14 protein-coding genes, 2 tRNA genes, 3 rRNA genes and 1 pseudogene are annotated in these 18421 nt (G+C 57.9%); 4 read left to right on the top strand and 16 right to left on the bottom strand.

The genetic code is table 11. The features are described 5' to 3' along the window. Positions 1 to 10 precede the first annotated feature (10 nt). Positions 11 to 478: a DUF6511 domain-containing protein gene (locus DIE29_RS04555; RefSeq protein WP_114649337.1), complete on the top strand. Its 468-nt coding sequence runs from the start codon at positions 11 to 13 to the stop codon at positions 476 to 478. 75 nt (positions 479 to 553) lie between these two features. On the opposite strand, the gene istB is transcribed toward DIE29_RS04555, so the two are convergent. Beyond that, positions 554 to 1366 carry an IS21-like element helper ATPase IstB gene (gene istB / locus DIE29_RS04550; RefSeq protein WP_108080418.1) on the bottom strand — a complete coding sequence of 271 codons (813 nt, stop codon included), beginning with the start codon at positions 1364 to 1366 and terminating at the stop codon, positions 554 to 556. Beyond that, a pseudogene (gene istA / locus DIE29_RS04545) lies at positions 1356 to 2848 on the bottom strand (IS21 family transposase). Before istA ends, istB begins: the two are co-directional and overlap by 11 nt. A gap of 224 nt (positions 2849 to 3072) precedes the next feature. On the opposite strand from istA, the gene DIE29_RS04540 reads away from it, so the two are divergent. Continuing rightward, positions 3073 to 3303 carry a hypothetical protein gene (locus tag DIE29_RS04540; RefSeq protein WP_108080419.1) on the top strand — a complete coding sequence of 77 codons (231 nt, stop codon included), beginning with the start codon at positions 3073 to 3075 and terminating at the stop codon, positions 3301 to 3303. A 69-nt stretch (positions 3304 to 3372) separates the two neighbouring features. Here the strand turns inward: DIE29_RS04540 and rrf are convergent. The 6 genes from rrf to tyrS all read right to left on the bottom strand — a co-directional run bounded on the left by rrf (position 3373) and on the right by tyrS (position 10236). Then, positions 3373 to 3486 (bottom strand): 5S ribosomal RNA (rrf, locus tag DIE29_RS04535). An 86-nt stretch (positions 3487 to 3572) separates the two neighbouring features. Continuing rightward, positions 3573 to 6561 (bottom strand): 23S ribosomal RNA (locus DIE29_RS04530). A 320-nt stretch (positions 6562 to 6881) separates the two neighbouring features. After that, positions 6882 to 6957: transfer RNA gene (locus DIE29_RS04525), tRNA-Ala, on the bottom strand. A 19-nt stretch (positions 6958 to 6976) separates the two neighbouring features. Further along, a tRNA-Ile gene (locus tag DIE29_RS04520) sits at positions 6977 to 7053 on the bottom strand. Between the two features lie 87 nt (positions 7054 to 7140). Next, positions 7141 to 8676, bottom strand: a 16S ribosomal RNA gene (locus tag DIE29_RS04515). Together the 16S, 23S and 5S rRNA genes with 2 tRNA genes alongside form the textbook arrangement of a ribosomal RNA operon. A 360-nt stretch (positions 8677 to 9036) precedes the next feature. Then, a complete protein-coding gene (tyrS, locus tag DIE29_RS04510) occupies positions 9037 to 10236 on the bottom strand; it encodes a tyrosine--tRNA ligase (RefSeq protein ID WP_108079740.1) in 1200 nt (399 codons plus the stop codon). Positions 10237 to 10318: 82 nt separating this feature from the next. Here tyrS and DIE29_RS04505 point away from each other — a divergent pair, with 82 nt between their 5' ends. Next, complete coding sequence (locus DIE29_RS04505) at positions 10319 to 11674, top strand: M23 family metallopeptidase (RefSeq protein WP_114649335.1); 1356 nt, start codon at positions 10319 to 10321, stop codon at positions 11672 to 11674. Positions 11675 to 11764: 90 nt separating this feature from the next. Here DIE29_RS04505 and erpA read toward each other — a convergent pair whose 3' ends face one another. From erpA to rplM, 4 genes are all read right to left on the bottom strand, one after another. Next, complete coding sequence (erpA, locus tag DIE29_RS04500) at positions 11765 to 12115, bottom strand: iron-sulfur cluster insertion protein ErpA (RefSeq protein WP_114649334.1); 351 nt, start codon at positions 12113 to 12115, stop codon at positions 11765 to 11767. An 88-nt stretch (positions 12116 to 12203) separates the two neighbouring features. After that, on the bottom strand, positions 12204 to 13232 hold the full coding sequence (argC, locus tag DIE29_RS04495; RefSeq protein ID WP_114649333.1) for an N-acetyl-gamma-glutamyl-phosphate reductase: 1029 nt from the start codon (positions 13230 to 13232) through the stop codon (positions 12204 to 12206). Between the two features lie 117 nt (positions 13233 to 13349). Next, on the bottom strand, positions 13350 to 13742 hold the full coding sequence (gene rpsI / locus DIE29_RS04490; protein WP_114649332.1) for a 30S ribosomal protein S9: 393 nt from the start codon (positions 13740 to 13742) through the stop codon (positions 13350 to 13352). Positions 13743 to 13755: 13 nt separating this feature from the next. Then, on the bottom strand, positions 13756 to 14184 hold the full coding sequence (gene rplM / locus DIE29_RS04485) for a 50S ribosomal protein L13 (RefSeq protein WP_102041147.1): 429 nt from the start codon (positions 14182 to 14184) through the stop codon (positions 13756 to 13758). A 607-nt stretch (positions 14185 to 14791) separates the two neighbouring features. On the opposite strand from rplM, the gene DIE29_RS04480 reads away from it, so the two are divergent. Next, complete coding sequence (locus DIE29_RS04480; protein WP_102041146.1) at positions 14792 to 15214, top strand: OsmC family protein; 423 nt, start codon at positions 14792 to 14794, stop codon at positions 15212 to 15214. 26 nt (positions 15215 to 15240) lie between these two features. Here DIE29_RS04480 and coq7 read toward each other — a convergent pair whose 3' ends face one another. The 4 genes from coq7 to DIE29_RS04460 all read right to left on the bottom strand — a co-directional run bounded on the left by coq7 (position 15241) and on the right by DIE29_RS04460 (position 18404). After that, a complete protein-coding gene (gene coq7 / locus DIE29_RS04475; protein ID WP_114649331.1) occupies positions 15241 to 15861 on the bottom strand; it encodes a 2-polyprenyl-3-methyl-6-methoxy-1,4-benzoquinone monooxygenase in 621 nt (206 codons plus the stop codon). 7 nt (positions 15862 to 15868) lie between these two features. Continuing rightward, a complete protein-coding gene (locus tag DIE29_RS04470) occupies positions 15869 to 16396 on the bottom strand; it encodes a CNP1-like family protein (protein ID WP_114649330.1) in 528 nt (175 codons plus the stop codon). 381 nt (positions 16397 to 16777) lie between these two features. Beyond that, positions 16778 to 17629 carry a flagellar motor protein MotD gene (gene motD / locus DIE29_RS04465; RefSeq protein WP_114649329.1) on the bottom strand — a complete coding sequence of 284 codons (852 nt, stop codon included), beginning with the start codon at positions 17627 to 17629 and terminating at the stop codon, positions 16778 to 16780. A 34-nt stretch (positions 17630 to 17663) separates the two neighbouring features. Next, on the bottom strand, positions 17664 to 18404 hold the full coding sequence (locus DIE29_RS04460; protein WP_102041142.1) for a flagellar motor protein: 741 nt from the start codon (positions 18402 to 18404) through the stop codon (positions 17664 to 17666). Positions 18405 to 18421: the final 17 nt, after the last annotated feature.

Genomic DNA, 18421 nt, shown 5'->3' with positions numbered 1-18421 from the left:
AGGAGGGCTGGTGAAGTGTTGGGTCTGCAAACGACAGGCGCGCGGCTACGGCCACTCGGACCTGCGGCATCCGGTGGGCGATGCCCGGCGCTATCCGATCGACTGGGTGTTCTGCTCGCGGCGCTGCCAGGAGGCGTTCCACGCGCTCTACGGCCACTGGCGGCGGATGACGGAAGGGCGCATCGACGCCTTGGAGGTGGCCATGATCGATCCGTCTGACGTCGAACTGGCCGCGATGCGGAAGTGCCTCAAGGCCTTTGGCGAAGCGGCGGGCGAGATCGGCTTTGCCAAGCCGCTGGGTGAGTACTCCGAGGCCGAGGCCCTGCAGGTGATCGACACCATCGTGACCCGCTATACGGAGGCGATGGTCGAGCACCACGAGGCGACCAAGTACCCGCCGGTGCGGGGGCTCAAAGAACCGGTGTCCGACCCGTTCGCCGACCTGGAGGACGACCTGCCGTGGGAGGAGAAGTCATGATGTGTTGATTTCCGCGCCGAATTGACCCGGGGTTTTCATCTGGAACTGACCCACGGTGTTGTACGCGCAGTGTAGCTACGCGGGTATAGGTAAGGTGGTTGTTTCGGGTGGTTGATCTCCTTTTGGTTTGGTTGCTCGAGTACGGCCCGGCTGCAGCCGGGCCGTACTCGTCTTGAAGCGCCATGACTCGTTCCCGGTCTCGACGATATGGCAATGGTGGGTCAGGCGGTCGAGCATGGCGGTGGTCATTTTGGCATCGCCGAAGACGTTGCCCCACTCGGCGAACGACAGATTCGTCGTGATCATCACGCTGGTGTGCTCGTAAAGCTTGGACAGCAGGTGAAACAACAAGGCGCCGCCGGTCTGGCTGAAAGGCAGATAGCCCAACTCGTCGAGGATGACCAGATCGACGTAAAGTAGCCGGTAAGCCAATTGCCCGGGTTTGCCGTTGGCCTTCTCCTGCTCCAGGGCATTGACCAGTTCCACGGTCGAGAAGAAGCGCACGCGCTTGCCCAGATGCCGGACAGCCTCGATGCCGATGGCGGTCGCCAGATGCGTCTTGCCGGTGCCCGGGCCGCCAATGAACACCACATTGTGGGCGGCATGGATGAAGTCGCCACCGTGGAGCCGCCGTACCAATGCCTCATCCACCTTCGATTGCGCGAAGTCGAAGCCTGGCAGATCACGGTGGGCCGGGAACCGGGCGGCGCTCATCTGGTAGGCAATTGACCGCACCTCCCGCTCGGCGGTTTCGGCTGCTAGCAGCTCCGACATCCACTGCTCGGGATCCAGGTCGCTATGACGTGCCTTGGCAACCAGTTCAGGCCAGCACTGCGCCATGCCGTGGAGTTTCAGGGCCTTGAGTCGGCCGATGAGCTCAATCGACATGGTTCACCTCCTGGCGTAGCTGGTCGTAGCGATCCACATCCGGCTTCGGTTCCTCCGCCAGCTTGAGCGCCGTCTCGATCCTGGCGGCTGCCGGGATTTCGGACTTCAGCCGCGCCAGCACGTTCATGACATGCTCGCCACTCGGGCGGCCCGACTCCAGTGCCAGTTCGACCGCCACCAGCACCGCTTCCAGCCCATGCTTGGGGATGGCGCCAAGCACGTCCGCCATGACCCGATCACCACCGGTCTGCTTGATCAGGATGCGCTGCAGGCGCAGCAAGGCTTCGGGCATCTCGGCAAACGGGGCGCCATTTCTGAGTGCGCCTGGCTTCCTGTCGATGATGCCGATATAGTGGGTAAAGTCATAGAAGGTCTGGTCGCGTTCGAAGCTGCGCACATGGCGCGCGACTTCCTTGCCGTCGGCCACCAGCCGCAACTCACCCGGGTAGATGCGTAGGCTCAGCACCGCATGGGCATGTTCGGCCGGTACGCTATAGCGGTTGCGCTGGAAATGGATCAGCGCCGTGCTGGTGACCCGCACCGGTTTCTCGACGTAGCCGTCGAACAGTTTGGGCGCCGGCAGCATTTGCAGCAGTTCGTCTTGCAGCAATTCGGCGATGGTCAGCGTCGGCCATTCCGGGTTGGCGGTATCCGCCCAGGCTTGCCGGCATTGCTCGCCGAGCCAGGCGTTGAGCTCATCAAGATCGCGCCAGCGACGCTCACTGGCCTGGTGCCAGATCTGCCGGCGCCGATCCTGGACGTTCTTCTCGACGCGGCCTTTCTCCCAACCCGCCGCCCGGTTGCAGAATTCCGGGTCGAACAGGTAGTGCCCGCACATGGCGTAGAAGCGCGGGTTGATGTCGCGTTCCTTGCCACGCCCGACCTTGTCAACCGCGGTCTTCATGTTGTCGTAGATGCCACGGCGCGGCACGCCGCCGAAGGCGGCAAAGGCCCGTGCGTGGGCATCAAACAGCATTTCGTGGCTTTGCCCGTAATAGGCGGTCAGCCAGAAGGCCCGGCTAGCGCACAGCTTGGTGTGGGCCACTTCAAGTTTCCGGCGCAGGCCACCAATGAAGGCATACTCGGTGCTCCAGTCGAACTGGAAGGCTTCGCCGAGCGCAAACGTCAATGGCACAAAGGCCGGCCCGGGTTTCCCGGCTTGCGCTTGCCGCCAACGCTTGATGTAGGCGCAGACTCGTCCATAGCCCCAGGGTAGCCCTGGGCCTGGATGGCTTTGAACATGGCCATCGCCGTGCGCCGATCCCGCTTCGGCCGATGGCTGTCGCTCTTGAGCCATTGCGCCAGTTGCTCCGCCCAGGGATCAACAACGCTCTTTGCTGCCCGTTTCTTGTATTGCGGCTCGACAACGTCTTTCTGTCGCAGCCAGTGCCGCAAGGTGTTCCTCGCCAGCCCGGTTCTCCGCGCTATCTCGCGCAGCGGTATGTGCTCGCGGAAATGCATCCGCCTAATCTTGGCCAACATGCCCACTTCGATCACTCCTTCTTTCCCCCGCCAAAAATCCGGCAGGGTAGCTAATCAAATGTGGGTCAGTTTTCGATGCAAATTACACCCTCAGATGGGTCAATTCGAGACGGCCGTCAACAAAGAGACGCAAGAAATCGCCCAGGGCGACCGCCGACCCGCACCGAAGACTTGGCTGCCTGCACGCCCCGGCGCAGGATGAGGCCGAACGACCAGGACAAGCGATGAGAACCATGGAAGACGTGATGCCGATCCGCTCAGACGCCGAGTACCAGCAAGTGCTGGGGGCGATCCGGGCCACGTCCGACGAGGCGGCGAGCGATGAGCGTGTGCTGGCACTGGGGCAGCGCGCCGAAGCCTATGAGCAACGACTCCGGATCGACCCGGAGCGCTTGCGCCCCTTCGTCCCGATTGGTGTGTTTTTGTTGTTTTGTGTGGGAGTGTTTGGGTGGTGATTGTGAGGTGATGTAGACGGTCAAACGCCGCTGGATTGTTGAGATCGAGCGGCGTTTGTTTGTGGGTTAGTCTGACGATGACCTACTTTCGCGAGGGTGTTCCTCACTATCATTGGCGCGTTCTCGTTTCACGGTCCTGTTCGGGATGGGAAGGGGTGGTGCCGAGAAGCTATGGTCGTCAGACTGTGACGGGGTAACAAAGTGGATGGTAGCAGTGTGTTTGGGAGGTGATTGTGTTTTGAGTTCTGTGCGTTGTTTTACAAGGTTATAGGATCAAGCCTCACGGGCAATTAGTATCGGTTAGCTGAACGTGTTGCCACGCTTACACACCCGACCTATCAACGTTGTGGTCTTCAACGACCCTTTAGGGGGCTTGTAGCCCCGGGGAAGTCTCATCTTGAGGCGAGTTTCCCGCTTAGATGCTTTCAGCGGTTATCTCTTCCGCACATAGCTACCCGGCGATGCGACTGGCGTCACAACCGGTACACCAGCGGTGCGTCCACTCCGGTCCTCTCGTACTAGGAGCAGGTCCTCTCAAACTTCCAGCGCCCACGGCAGATAGGGACCAAACTGTCTCACGACGTTTTAAACCCAGCTCACGTACCACTTTAAATGGCGAACAGCCATACCCTTGGGACCGGCTACAGCCCCAGGATGTGATGAGCCGACATCGAGGTGCCAAACTCCGCCGTCGATGTGAACTCTTGGGCGGAATCAGCCTGTTATCCCCAGAGTACCTTTTATCCGTTGAGCGATGGCCCTTCCATACAGAACCACCGGATCACTATGACCTGCTTTCGCACCTGCTCGACTTGTCGGTCTCGCAGTCAAGCCGCCTTTTGCCATTGCACTATCAGTACGATGTCCGACCGTACCTAGGCGACCTTCGTACTCCTCCGTTACCTTTTGGGAGGAGACCGCCCCAGTCAAACTGCCTGCCATGCACGGTCCCCGACCCGGATTCACGGGCCTGGGTTAGAACCTCAACGACACCAGGGTGGTATTTCAAGGACGGCTCCACGAGAACTGGCGTTCCCGCTTCATAGCCTCCCACCTATCCTACACAAGTCCCGTCAAAGTCCAATGCAAAGCTACAGTAAAGGTTCATGGGGTCTTTCCGTCTTGCCGCGGGGAGATTGCATCTTCACAAACATTTCAACTTCGCTGAGTCTCAGGAGGAGACAGTGTGGCCATCGTTACGCCATTCGTGCAGGTCGGAACTTACCCGACAAGGAATTTCGCTACCTTAGGACCGTTATAGTTACGGCCGCCGTTTACCGGGGCTTCGATCAAGAGCTTATCACCCCATCACTTAACCTTCCGGCACCGGGCAGGCGTCACACCCTATACGTCATCTTTCGATTTTGCAGAGTGCTGTGTTTTTAATAAACAGTCGCAGCCACCGATTCTCTGCGGCCCCTTCGCCCTTCGGATGTACTCCTACAAGCTAATGGGGCATACCTTCTCCCGAAGTTACGGTATCAATTTGCCGAGTTCCTTCTCCTGAGTTCTCTCAAGCGCCTTGGTATTTTCAACCTGCCCACCTGTGTCGGTTTGCGGTACGGTCGACTCTAGACTGAAGCTTAGAGGCTTTTCCTGGAAGCAGGGTATCGACCACTTCGTCTCACAAGGAGACTCGTCATCACGCCTCAGCTCAGCCCCGCGGATTTGCCTACGGGGCACGCCTACACGCTTAAACCGGGACGTCCAACACCCGGCTGGCCTAACCTTCTCCGTCCCCCCATCGCATCTAGAACCGGTACAGGAATATTGACCTGTTTCCCATCGACTACGCATTTCTGCCTCGCCTTAGGGGCCGACTCACCCTGCGCCGATGAACGTTGCGCAGGAAACCTTGGGCTTTCGGCGAGGGAGCTTTTCACTCCCTTTATCGCTACTCATGTCAGCATTCGCACTTCCGATACCTCCAGCATCCCTTACGAGACACCTTCGCAGGCTTACGGAACGCTCCCCTACCATGTGTCAAGGACACATCCGCAGCTTCGGTTCATGGCTTGAGCCCCGTTACATCTTCCGCGCAGGACGACTCGACTAGTGAGCTATTACGCTTTCTTTAAAGGGTGGCTGCTTCTAAGCCAACCTCCTAGCTGTCTGGGCCTTCCCACCTCGTTTGCCACTTAGCCATGCATTGGGGACCTTAGCTGGCGGTCTGGGTTGTTTCCCTCTCGACAACGGACGTTAGCACCCATTGTCTGTCTGCCGTATATCACTTTGCGGTATTCGGAGTTTGCTATCGCGGGGTAGATCGCAATGACCCCCCCAACGATTACAGTGCTCTACCCCCGCAAGTGTCCGTACGACGCACTACCTAAATAGTTTTCGGGGAGAACCAGCTATTTCCGGATTTGTTTAGCCTTTCACCCCTATCCACAGCTCATCCCCTAACTTTTCAACGTTAGTGGGTTCGGACCTCCAGTACCTGTTACGGCACCTTCATCCTGGCCATGGATAGATCATCCGGTTTCGGGTCTACGCCATGCGACTCATTCGCCCTTATCAGACTCGGTTTCCCTACGCCTCCCCTATTCGGTTAAGCTCGCCACATAACGTAAGTCGCTGACCCATTATACAAAAGGTACGCAGTCACCCCTGCACAAAGAACCCTACGGGTTCTTTGCCTGCACAAATCTATTTCACTTGTGTTCTTTTGACTCGGCCTGCGGCCTCGTCGAAAGAACCCGAAGATGCTTTGTGCAGGGGCTCCCACTGTTTGTATGCATGCGGTTTCAGGTTCTATTTCACTCCCCTCCCGGGGTTCTTTTCGCCTTTCCCTCACGGTACTGGTTCACTATCGGTCGATCACGAGTATTTAGCCTTGGAGGATGGTCCCCCCATCTTCAGACAGGATTTCACGTGTCCCGCCCTACTTGTCGCACGCTCAGACCCGCCAACGGCTTTTCGCATACGGGGCTATCACCCTATATTGCCGGACTTTCCAGACCGTTTTGCTAAGCCGATGGTTTAGTCGTGCAGGCTCTTCCGCGTTCGCTCGCCACTACTGACGGAATCTCGGTTGATTTCTTTTCCTCGAGCTACTTAGATGTTTCAGTTCACTCGGTTCGCTTCCGCTGGCCTATGGATTCAGCCAGGGATACTCCTTGCGGAGTGGGTTTCCCCATTCGGACATCGCGGGATCAAAGCTTCATTGCCAGCTCCCCCACGCTTTTCGCAGGCTTGCACGTCCTTCATCGCCTGTGATCGCCAAGGCATCCACCCCATGCACTTAGTCGCTTGATCCTATAACCTTGGAGCCTTTGTCGAAGGCTCTTCTGGCGCTAGGCTCAGAACTCGTTTGTGCGCCGAGCCGCGCCGCTGGTTCGCACACGCGCGCTCGACTGTTGGTTATGCAATCACAACCCATGCACCCGGCCACTGACATACCCAGCCGGGCGCACGCACTACTACTTATCCACTTTGTTAAAGAGCGAACCTCTACGAATGAATGCTTCGTAAGGAGTGAAGCCTTCTCCAACCAAAATCGCTTCGGGCGAACAACGCTTCACGCCTCACTCAGGTGATCGACACACGCCGATTGACCGCAGAACTGCCTGATCGACTGGTGGAGCTGGTCGGGATCGAACCGACGACCCTCGGCTTGCAAAGCCGATGCTCTCCCAGCTGAGCTACAGCCCCTTGTCTTGCCGGCAAGCTTTGGTGGGTCTGGTTGGGTTCGAACCAACGACCCCCGCCTTATCAAGACGGTGCTCTAACCAGCTGAGCTACAGACCCGCAGATTTCTCTCGTGTGTTGCGAGGCTCATGCCTTTGAACAACCGATAAGCTGTGGATACTTGAGCGATGCGATGTCGTTCTCTTGAAAGGAGGTGATCCAGCCGCACCTTCCGATACGGCTACCTTGTTACGACTTCACCCCAGTCATGAATCTCACCGTGGTAAGCGCCCTCCCGAAGGTTAAGCTACCTACTTCTGGTGAAACCCACTCCCATGGTGTGACGGGCGGTGTGTACAAGACCCGGGAACGTATTCACCGCGACATGCTGATCCGCGATTACTAGCGATTCCGACTTCACGCAGTCGAGTTGCAGACTGCGATCCGGACTACGATCGGCTTTCTGGGATTGGCTCCGCCTCGCGGCTTGGCAACCCTTTGTACCGACCATTGTATGACGTGTGAAGCCCTACCCATAAGGGCCATGAGGACTTGACGTCATCCCCACCTTCCTCCGGTTTGTCACCGGCAGTCCCACTAAAGTGCCCAACTCAATGATGGCAATTAGTGGCAAGGGTTGCGCTCGTTGCGGGACTTAACCCAACATCTCACGACACGAGCTGACGACAGCCATGCAGCACCTGTGTCCAGGCTCCCGAAGGCACTCTCGGCTCTCACCAAGATTCCTGGCATGTCAAGGGTAGGTAAGGTTTTTCGCGTTGCATCGAATTAATCCACATCATCCACCGCTTGTGCGGGTCCCCGTCAATTCCTTTGAGTTTTAACCTTGCGGCCGTACTCCCCAGGCGGTCAACTTCACGCGTTAGCTGCGTCACTCAGTGCGTTACCGCTCCGAACGACTAGTTGACATCGTTTAGGGCGTGGACTACCAGGGTATCTAATCCTGTTTGCTCCCCACGCTTTCGTGCATGAGCGTCAGTACAGGCCCAGGGGGCTGCCTTCGCCATCGGTGTTCCTCCACATCTCTACGCATTTCACTGCTACACGTGGAATTCCACCCCCCTCTGCCGTACTCTAGCCTGCCAGTCACAAGCGCAGTTCCCAGGTTAAGCCCGGGGATTTCACACCTGTCTTAGCAAACCGCCTGCGCACGCTTTACGCCCAGTAATTCCGATTAACGCTCGCACCCTACGTATTACCGCGGCTGCTGGCACGTAGTTAGCCGGTGCTTCTTCTGTCGGTACCGTCAGCAACAGGCTATGTTAGAGCCCGCCTTTTCTTCCCGACTGAAAGAGCTTTACAACCCGAAGGCCTTCTTCACTCACGCGGCATGGCTGGATCAGGCTTGCGCCCATTGTCCAAAATTCCCCACTGCTGCCTCCCGTAGGAGTCTGGGCCGTGTCTCAGTCCCAGTGTGGCTGATCATCCTCTCAGACCAGCTACGGATCGTCGCCTTGGTGAGCCTTTACCTCACCAACTAGCTAATCCGACATCGGCCGCTCCAATGGCGTGAGGTCCGAAGATCCCCCACTTTCCCCCTCAGGGCGTATGCGGTATTAATCCGGCTTTCGCCGAGCTATCCCCCACCACTGGGTACGTTCCGATGCATTACTCACCCGTTCGCCACTCGCCGGCAGGCCGAAGCCCCCGCTGCCGTTCGACTTGCATGTGTAAAGCATGCCGCCAGCGTTCAATCTGAGCCAGGATCAAACTCTTAAGTTCAATCCAACAAAGCACTCAAAATCATCACTGACTTCGCGAGCACTTGAATCTCGATGAAACCCTTCCCAGCAAAAAGCTAGAAAGTCATCGCAACAACCCAAGCACCCACACTTATCGGTTGTTCAAATTTTTAAAGAACCGCTGCAAAAGCAGCGAAGAAGCGAGATTGTGAAGCAAACCACTTACTTCGTCAACCCCTTCCGGCAACCTCTTCATTCATCTATCGCCGAAAGCGCCGCTTCAACCTCCTCCGCACCAATCGCCAATCCAGCGCTCAGCGCGAAAGAGCCGCGCATTATAAAAGGCAAAAAAACGATGTCAACAAGCGGCGCCGAGCAATGCGCAGCAAAAGCGCCTGCCTCAGCCGAGCACCACCGAGGCAAACTTCCGTTTGCCGACCTGCAACACGACCGTCTCGCCGGCTTTGAGCAATAAGGCTTTATCTTCCACCCGCTCGCCGTTGAGCTTCACACCACCTTGATCGATCATTCTCATCGCCTCTGAAGTGCTGCCTGTCAAACCGGCCTGCTTCAAGACCTGAAAGATGGGTTTCCCTTCGTTTCCAACCTGTACATGCACTTCAGGCATCTCTTCCGGGATCGCACCGCGCTGGAAGCGGGCCTCGAAGTCACGCAATGCATCTTCTGCCGCGGCCGGGCCGTGGAATCGCGCAACCAGCTCTTGCGCCAGCATGACTTTTACATCGCGCGGATTGCGCCCTTCCTCGACTTGACTGCGCAAGCGGTCGATTTCGCTCGCCGCGCGAAAAGACAGCAGCTCATAGTAACGCCACATCAGTTGATCCGAGATGGACATTAATTTGCCGAATATTTCCCGCGGCGGTTCGGCAATCCCAATGTAGTTGCCTAGGGATTTGGACATTTTGTTGACACCATCGAGCCCTTCCAGCAGAGGCATCATGACCACAGTCTGTGGCGCCTGCCCTTCATGCTTTTGCAGCTCCCGCCCCATTAGCAGGTTGAACTTCTGATCTGTCCCGCCAAGCTCGACGTCTGCTTTCATCGCGACGGAATCGTAGCCTTGGCAGAGCGGATAGAGAAATTCATGCACCGCGATCGGCTGCTCGTTTGCGTACCGTTTGGCAAAGTCGTCGCGCTCGAGCATCCTGGCAACCGTGCTGCGCGAGGCAAGCCGAATCATGCCTGCTGCGCCGAGCTTGCTCATCCATTCGGAATTGAAACAAATCTCGGTGCGCTCCGGATCCAGGATCTTGAATACCTGATCCTGATAGGTTTTGGCGTTCTCCATGATCTGCTCACGGGTCAAGGGCGGACGAGTGGCGTTCTTGCCTGATGGATCGCCGATCATGCCGGTGAAGTCGCCGATCAGGAACAGCACATGATGGCCAAGCTCCTGGAAATGGCGCATTTTGTTGATCAGCACGGTGTGCCCAAGATGCAGATCCGGCGCGGTCGGATCGAACCCAGCCTTGACACGAAGCGGTCGGCCGCTCTTGAGTTTCTCAACAAGCTCGGCTTCAACCAGGATTTCCTCTGCGCCGCGTTTGATCAACGACAGCGCGGATGCAATTTCGCTCATTTACAAAAATTCTCCTTGCCCATCATTTAGCGCCACACAGGATTTTGCTAGACTCGGCAAAGTTTTTTGCCCGAAAAGTCCTATGCAGATCAGAAAGAGAAGGATTCTAGCCGATCTCCTGGAGTATCTGCCTTCGAACAGGCGCAACTGGATGCTCGTCTCTTTGCTTGGCGTCACCTTATGCGGTGTGGTGGCGGCTACAGCGACCACACCCAACAGTCCCCCTCCCGTCCCGCTCCAAACCGTCATCGAAAGACTACCCGTCATACCGACAGCGTACGATACCGACGACGATTTGCCGTTTGCTTATGACGAACGTGTCCTGCCGGGAGATACGATCGATTCGATCTTTCGCCGCCTGAAAATCTCTGACCCCGAAGCCTTGGCATTCTTGCGCGGTACCGAGGCGGGTCGCGCGGCGCTGCGCCAGATTCGTTCGGGGCGGTCGGTGACCGCACTGGTTGAGCCCGATGGTCGTCTGCGGACATTGAGTTTGCCGATCACCCAGGGCAATGGTCGGTTCAGCATCGAACGAACTGCCGAGGGTTTGCGGGTCATCGACGAAGATGCGCAGGAAGCACCCACTTTGGTGGAAATGCGTAGCGCCGTCATTGAGTATTCATTGTTTGGCGCAACCGATGCAGCGGGTATCCCAGACAGTGTCGCTACGAAACTGGCGGAAATTTTTGGTACGGAGATCGATTTCCACACCGATCTACGACAAGGTGACTCTTTCAGCGTGGTCTATGAGACCCGATATGAACAGGGTAGCCCGTCGCGTACCGCGAAAATTCTGGCCGCCGAGTTCATCAATCGCGGCAACCGTCATTTAGTCGTCTTGTTCAGAGGCGAAGACGGACGCGAACAGTATTACACCGCAGACGGTCGTAGTTTGCGCCAAGCCTTTCTGCGCTCGCCACTGGAGTTTTCGCGCGTCACCTCCGGCTTTGGGCGTCGGCTTCACCCCATACACCGCAACTGGCGAACCCACGCCGGGGTTGACTTTGCTGCGCCAACTGGTACTCCAGTCAAGGCAACCTCCGATGGCACGGTTTCTTTCGTCGGCGCGCAAGGCGGCTACGGTAATATCGTCATCGTTCAACACCGTGACCGCTATGCCACCGCTTATGCACATCTGAGCGGTTTTGCCAGCGGGCTTCGGAAGGGGCAACGCGTCAGCCAGGGCGATGTCATCGGCTACGTAGGCATGACAGGATGGGCGACCGGCCCTCATTTGCACTACGAGATCCGGATCAACAACGTGCCCCATGATCCACTTAACATCGCCCTGCCAACCGCTCAACCACTCAGCAAAGGCGAACTGACCAAGTTCAACGAACAAACCGCGCCGATGTTGGCGCGCTTGGCTTTGCTCAATCGCACAACGGTCTCAGCGTTGCGGGCCGAAACAGTCTCTTCACAGCAGGCCGGCAATTGAAAACAAGACGGGGCGTCTCACAAGAGAATACGCCCCGCTAGTTAGCGCTGAGCCGGTCCTGCGGGCCGCGCTCGGCAAAAGTCTACAAACTCAGACCGAAAACGACGAACCGCAACCGCAGGTGCTCGTGGCATTCGGATTGCGGATGACGAACTGGGAGCCTTCCAATCCCTCGGTGTAGTCGATCTCCGCCCCGACCAAATACTGATAGCTCATTGGATCGATCAGCAGGGTCACACCGTTTTTTTCCAGCGTGGTGTCGTCCTCGGCCACCTCTTCATCAAAGGTGAAGCCATACTGAAATCCCGAGCAACCGCCACCGGTAACAAATACTCTTAGCTTCAGCGCGGGATTGCCTTCTTCCTCGATCAGCTCTTTCACCTTACCCGCCGCACTATCGGTAAACACAAGCACATCCGGGGTCTCGACTACTGCATTCATATGATTTTCCTCTCTGGGGCCAGGTATCTAAGGAGCGCTTAGCGTTCGTTCAGTCTATTTTAGATCTGAGCAGACTAAAAGAGTTCGTTCAGGGACTGACCGGCACGACGTCCAAACCAAGCGTTTCGTCGCAACCGAACATGATGTTCATGTTTTGCACGGCTTGACCGGCTGCACCTTTGACCAGATTGTCAATCACCGACAGCACCACCACCATATCCTGTCCTTGCGGCCGATGCACCGCAATCCGGCATAAGTTCGAGGCCCGTACTGAACGCGTCTCCGGATGGCTGCCGGCGGGCAACACATCGACAAAGGGCTCTGCTGCGTAGCGCTTTTCGTACAATGCCTGCAGGTCAGCCTCACGTTCAAGCCTGGCGTACAGCGTCGCATGGATACCGCGCACCATCGGCGTCAGATGCGGCACAAAGGTCAGACCGACCGGTCTTCCCGCCGCACGGGCCAGCCCCTGGCGAATCTCAGGCAGGTGACGATGACCCGCCACGCCGTACGCTTTGAAGTTATCGGCCGCTTCAGCGAACAAGGTATGAACCTCTGCTTTACGCCCCGCCCCAGACACTCCGGATTTTGCATCGGCGACAAGATGATCGAGATCGACCACGCCTGCCTCGATCAGAGGCAGAAATCCCAATTGTACAGCTGTCGGATAACAGCCCGGATTGGCGACCAAGCGGGCGCACCGGATCTCTTCACGGTTGAGCTCAGGCAAGCCATATACCGCCTCCGCAACCAGTTTGGGAGCTGCATGCTCCATGCCGTACCACTTTTGCCACTCGCCAACGTCTCGAATACGAAAGTCCGCCGCGAGATCGATGACCCGGACACCTGCGGCAACCAGCTCGGCTGCCTGCTTCATGGCGACCCCGTTGGGCGTCGCAAAAAACACCACGTCGCATTGGCCTAACGCTGCTTCTTGTGGCGCAACAAAGCGAAGATCGATACGGCCGCGCAAACTGGGAAACAGGTCGGCCACCGGCAAGCCAGCCTCGCCTCTGGACGTAATGACTGAAAGCTCAACCTCTGGATGGCACGCCAGCAAACGTAGCAGCTCCACGCCCGTATAGCCGGTTCCCCCAACCACTCCAACTTTGATCATGAAATTCCTCAAATCGCCAAGGCGGTATAGCGGATTATCGCACCATTGACAATCATTTGCGTTGAAAAAACAAAGCCGCCTTGTAGGCGGCTTTGATGGAACAGGCTTTGAGTGGGTTCAACGCTTGGAGAATTGCTTGCGACGACGCGCTTTGTGCAGACCGACTTTCTTGCGCTCCACTTCCCGCGCATCACGGGTGACAAAGCCCGCTTTACGCAGCTCAGCCTTGAGCTCGGCATCGTAATCGATCAGTGCACGAGTGATACCGTGACGCACGGCGCCGGCTTGGCCAGACTCACCACCACCGGTTACATTGACCATGATGTCGAACCGCGACTCGTTACCGGTCAGCACCAACGGCTGGCGGACGATCATGCGTCCGGTTTCACGAGAAAAAAACTGATCCAACGGCTTGCCGTTGACCACGATAGTGCCGGAGCCCGGCTTGATGAACACACGCGCCACAGCGGTTTTGCGGCGGCCAGTGCCGTAATTGTAAGTGACAGCCATTGATCGGCTCCTGTCAGATCTCGAGGACTTTCGGCTGCTGAGCGGCGTGGGGATGTTCAGACCCCGCGTAGCACTTCAGCTTCTTCAGCATGGCGTAACCCAGCGGACCTTTGGGCAACATCCCTTTCACGGCTTTTTCCAGCACGCGCTCAGGAAAACGCTGCTGAAGCTTAGTGAAATTGGTCTCGTAGATCCCGCCCGGATAACCTGAGTGACGGTAATACTTTTTATCTTGAGCTTTATTACCGGTCACGCGCAGCTTGTCTACATTGACGACCACGATATAGTCGCCGGTGTCGACATGCGGTGTATAGATGGGCTTATGCTTGCCACGCAGACGACGGGCCACTTCGGCGGCAAGCCGGCCAAGCACCTTGTCCGTCCCGTCAACAACGAACCAGTCGCGCTGAACCTCGTGCGGCTTGGCAGAAAACGTTTTCATTCGGAACCTCGATTTTGTCAGGCCTGGCTAACCGGCCACCAAACGGAAAGCTTGGGATTCTAGCTTTGCAAGCAAAGCGCTGTCAATCTCTTCTTGAAGCAACCATTTCGCCAGCCTCAGCGCAAAAGCAAAAAAAACGCAGCCTGTTTAGGCTGCGTTAAATCCACACCAAAGGAGGAGGGTGGAGGAGACACCGTTTGGACCGCAGCAAGCGATCCGATTGGTGCGCATTACACCAAAGCAGCCAGCACTGCGCAAGCGATTTTTGTGCATTGCACTATAAATGTTTTGATCTTTTTATAAAATCATCTTATTGATACGCAAGTCACTGATTTATAGAACATAAAATGCTTCAACAAACAGGGTCCAGACTAGCCAGTAACCCTGCACACACCACCCAAGCAAGCAGCTATAGCGCAGTGCACGATCATGACTTGAGCGCCGTTCGGGCACGTTCGCGCGGTCGCCGACGCGACCAGGACTGGGCACTCGGCTCACATCGCGCATCCGAGTGTGCATCCGAGTGCAGAAAGACTCGTAAAGCTCCGGTAGAATGCGCCCGCAGCGCGTAGGGGCGGGCGAGACGACCGACAAAAGGGAGATCGTAATGGAGTGCAAAATCAAGTGGACCGGGGCTGAGGGAATGGCTTTTGTGGCCGAGACCGGCAGCGGACACTTGGTCACCATGGACGGCGCGCCCGAGGGCGGCGGTCGAAATCTGGCGCCACGTCCAATGGAACTGGTGCTGGCCGGAACCGGCGGTTGCACCGCTTACGACGTGGTTCTGATCCTCAAGCGCGGTCGTCACGACGTGCGCGGATGCGAGGTCAGTTTGAGCGCAGAGCGCGCACAGACCGACCCCAAGGTGTTTACCCGAATCCGGTTTTTGTACCGGATCAGCGGCAAAAATCTCAAACCCGAAGCGGTGGCGCGCGCAGTGCAGCTTTCCGCGGAAAAATACTGCTCCGCATCAATCATGCTTGGCAAGACCGCCGAAATCACCCATGAATGGGAGATCATCGAGGCTTGAGGCGTGCCTCAGACGCCTCAGACCCCTCAGACCCAATACGCGGTTCGGGTCATCACCTTTGCAGCGAGCTTCATTGCGACTTTGACCGGGGCGGGAAGCTCATGCGCGCCAAGCGCCACCGCCATGTCCGCGTGGCGTTTTTCGTCTTCTCGCATTTGTTTGACGACCGCTCGGGAACGGGCGTCCCCGGCTGGCAGGCTTTGAAGATGTCCATCGAGGTGGGCTTCTACCTGGCGTTCGGTCTCGGCCAAAAACCCAAGATTCCATCCATCACCAAAGCGCCCTGCTAGTAATCCGATTGCCAGCGCGCCACCGTACCAAAGTGGGTTGAGCAAACTTTTGCGCCCGCCCAGTTCATCGATGCGCTGCGCCGTCCACGCCAGATGTTCCGTTTCCTCATTGGAGGCCGCCTGCAAAGCAACGCGGGTGCCTCGGTCACGCGACATCATGGCTTGCCCTTGGTAGAGCGCCTGAGCACAGATTTCGCCACAGTGGTTGATACGCATCAATGCCGCGGCATGGCGCTTTTCTTCCTCCGACAGCGGCGCCTCGGGCAAGTCTGCGCCCGGCAGCGGACGCACGCTGTGCGCAGGGGCGAATACCGTGCGCAGCGCGCGATCAAATTGGATGATGACCTGATCGATCATGGCGTATTCAGCGGTAGGGAGAATCAGTACCGCCGGCATGGCGCAGCCGGCGCAACGCTTCGTTGCGATCTCGCGGCGGAACCGGACCGTCGCAAAAATACTCTGCCGCAAGCGCAGCACGTGGCCGATTGTAGCCGTTGTTTGAAATGTCCACCCATGTGGCGTCACGCGCCTTGGACCAGCTTCCGTCAGCACGACCGCTGGCGTAGATGCGCCGCTGCCCGGTTTTGCAGCGTATCCCTTCAAAGGTCACATTCTGCGCACCCCCCGGGGTGCGCACGATCAGCACATAACGCACCACACCGTCTTCACCCACACTGAGCGAGCGCTCATCGATGAAAAACGTATTGGGCGACGCGCTGGAGACAAAAAACTCGCGCAGCGCCGAAGCTTGCGGGGCGGCCGGAAGCTCGACCTCGGCCTCCCGCCAATGCGGGTCAGCATCCGCACCAACAAGCGCTTGCGCTGCAACCGAGGCCGAATAACAGGCAAGGGCCGCCAAGCCCCCACGAAGGAACAAATACAGCCTTTTCAAGCCAGCGATTCTCCACAAACAAGGATCGAGCCATGGCGCTTGGCGCAGGCCAGACAAATGGCCGAACCGGCATCTCGGTCAAAACCTCGCGCGCCCTAGCCCATTATGCCATGCCAACACTCGTGTTCTCGCCCACGATCGCTGGCACATCCCCGGCGCACCGCCCGGCTCCGGCACCAAGCCACGACGCCGTTCGCCATCGCGGCTGTAACGCGAACCGGGGTTCCGGAATCAGGGTTCCGGTTTTAACAGGCCGTTGAAAAGCTACTGCGGTGGGCCATCTGCGGCGTTGCGCGGTGCTCGCTCTCTCGCCTATCTATTTGATATGTCTCGGTCGCTGCGCTCCGTGCGCCTTGCATCTAGCCATCCTCGCTACGTTTTTCAACGGCCTGTTAAATCGGCGGGCGGCACCTGCGGCAGCACGGCGCGGATCGGATCATCGGCACGGATCTGCCCCGGCGCCTCCCCAGGAGGGGGTTCGGCAAGGCGGGATTCGATCAGGATCGTGACCCGGCGGTTACGGGCACGCCCCTCCTCTGTGCTGTTGGGCGCCACCGGGCGTTGGTCGGCGTAACCGGCCGCGGTAAGCCGTTCCGGACTGACCCCGGATTCGACGAACAGCCGCACCACGGACGAGGCCCGCGCAGCGGACAGTTCCCAGTTGGAGGGAAAGCGGAAGGTGTTGATCGGCAAATTGTCGGTGTGACCTTCGACGGTGATCGAAAAGCTCGCCGGCGCCAGCACCGCGGCAACCGCCCGCAATGCTGCAACGGCCTCATTACCCAGGGTCGCCTCCCCAAGGGGAAACAAGGCGCTGGCATTGATCTCCACAGTGATACCCTGCGCCCCTTCGGTAACCGTGACCTGACCCTCTCGGGTCAGCGGGCCGAGCACGCGACGGATCTCGTCAGCCATGCTGTTCATGCGCTTGGCCATGTCGCGACGACGCTGTTCCTCCTCGAGCTGCGCCGGCGTCTTACGGGTAATGGGCGGTACCATAGAGCCGGATATGACCACCGGTTCGGTCACCTGCTGCGCACCTTCCAGGATGGCTCCGCTGCGAAAAGCCTGCATCAACGAATCGGACAGTATCCGGTATTTGCCTTCGTTGATCGAACTGAGCGAGTACATCACCACGAAAAAAGCGAACAACAAGGTGATGAAGTCGGCATACGATACCAACCAGCGCTCGTGGTTTTCATGTTCTTCTTCCGCCTTGCGTCGCCGTCCCATACGGTTTGCTTTTCCTGTCGATGCGGCCGCCACTTTAGACGATGTAACCCTGCATGCGCCCTTCGATGATGCGAGGATTGTCGCCGTTGGCGATGCCTACCAGGCCGTCGACCAACATTTCACGCTGCGCGACCATGCTGGCGATATGGACATGGAGCTTTTTGGCGATTGGCAGAAAGATCAAGTTGGCCGAGCCCACACCGTAGATGGTGGCCACGAAAGCAACCGCGATGCCCGAGCCGAGCTTGGATGGATCAGACAAATTCTCCATGACATGAATCAGCCCCATCACCGCGCCTAGAATGCCGATGGTCGGCGCATAGCCACCGGCGGACTCCCAGATTTTGGCGCCGAGTTTCATTTGCGCCTCCCAGGCGGCGATCTCCACCTCCATGACTTCGCGCAGCCGCTCGGGCTCAACCCCGTCGACCAACAACTGCAGTCCTTTCTGCATGAATGGCTCCGGCAGGCGCGGAATCTGGTTTTCCAGCGCCAGCAAGCCCTCTTTGCGAGCCGTATGGCTCCAGCTCACCACCAGGGCAATCAGCTCGGCCGGGGCTTGCGCGGGCGGAAACAACACCCACTTGCCCATGCGCACACCATCCAAAAAAACCCGCAAGGGGCTTTGCAGCATGACCGCCCCCAGCGTGCCGCCGAGCACGATGAGCGCAGCGGTGGGCTGGATCAGGGAGGCAATATGGCCGCCTTCGAGCATCTGGCCGACCAAGATGGCCGCCAGACCGAGCGTGAGGCCAACCAGGCTGATACTGTCCATGAAAAAAGTCTCCGCCG

Origin of the sequence: Pseudothauera hydrothermalis (genome assembly GCF_003345255.1) — a bacterium.
In the GTDB taxonomy this organism is placed as follows: Bacteria; Pseudomonadota; Gammaproteobacteria; order Burkholderiales; family Rhodocyclaceae; genus Pseudothauera; species Pseudothauera hydrothermalis.
This window is presented reverse-complemented; position numbering and strand designations above follow the sequence as displayed.